The following is a 1,041-nucleotide window of genomic DNA, read 5'->3' on the forward strand; positions in this document are numbered from 1 at the left end:
GGTGGGTGACCAGGGGCTGGGAAGTGTTCATGCATGGGCTCCTTGCCAGGTCCCCGGCGCCAGGTCGGCAAAGCGGGTCTGGTTGGCGATGAAGGCGGTGTGGACGGTGCCGATCGGACCGTTGCGATACTTGCCGATGATGATTTCGGCGATGCCCTTGGCCTCGGTGTTGGGGTGGTAGACCTCGTCGCGGTACACGAACATGATCACGTCCGCGTCCTGCTCGATTGCGCCGCTCTCTCGTAGGTCCGCGCAGTTCGGTCGCTTGTTCGTCCGGTTCTCTAGGCCGCGATTTAGCTGGGATAGAGCTACGACGGGACAGTCCATCTCCTTGGCCAGCGCTTTCAGCGAGCGGGAGATTTCCGAGATCTCGGTGGCTCGATTCTCCAGGCCTGGGCAACTCATCAGTTGCAGGTAGTCGACCAATATCAGCGCGGGGTGTCCGTACTTCCTGGCCGCCCGGCGAACCTTGGCGCGCAGCTCTGTCGGCGTGAGGTTGCCCTGATCGTTGATGACCAGCCGGCTGCCATAGTCGTTTATGCGCTGGATCGCGCCAGACAGTCTGGGCCAATCCTCTTCTTGCAGTTGGCCCTTCATCAGCTTGCCCAGGTCCAGGTGGCCGAACAGGGCGGCAAGCCTGAACAGCAACTGCTCTGCCGGCATCTCCATGCTGTACACCTGAACAGACTTCTGTTGGTCGCTCTGGAGCGCGGTGTCGACCAGGTTGAGGGCAAACGACGTTTTGCCCATCGCGGGGCGGGCACCGACGATGATGAGATCCGACTTCTGTAGTCCGCCGGAGAGCTCGTCGAGATCCTTCAGGCCTGTCGGGACCCCCGTTACCGTCACGTTGTTGTTGAAGCGGTAATCGATGGTGTCGACGATCTTCATGAGGCTCTTGTTGATATCGACGAAATCGGCGTTGTGGTGGTCCTGGCCAAGGGCGAACAGCTTCTGCTCAATCTCCTCCTGAACCTCAGAGGGATTTGCCTGGTGGTTCGAGGCGGTCCTGGTGCAGTGGTGCCCGAGAGACATCAACTG

1 protein-coding gene is annotated in these 1,041 nt (G+C 60.5%); it reads right to left on the bottom strand.

Annotated elements, in window-relative coordinates; genetic code table 11:
- Window positions 1–27: 27 nt before the first annotated feature.
- Window positions 28–1,041, bottom strand: a 1,014-nt coding sequence (gene dnaB, locus HMPREF2924_RS32805) for a replicative DNA helicase (RefSeq protein ID WP_256567995.1), incomplete at its 5' end; no start/stop codon positions are given.

The organism is Pseudomonas sp. HMSC063H08 (genome assembly GCF_001813645.1).
Classification (GTDB): domain Bacteria; phylum Pseudomonadota; class Gammaproteobacteria; order Pseudomonadales; family Pseudomonadaceae; genus Pseudomonas; species Pseudomonas aeruginosa.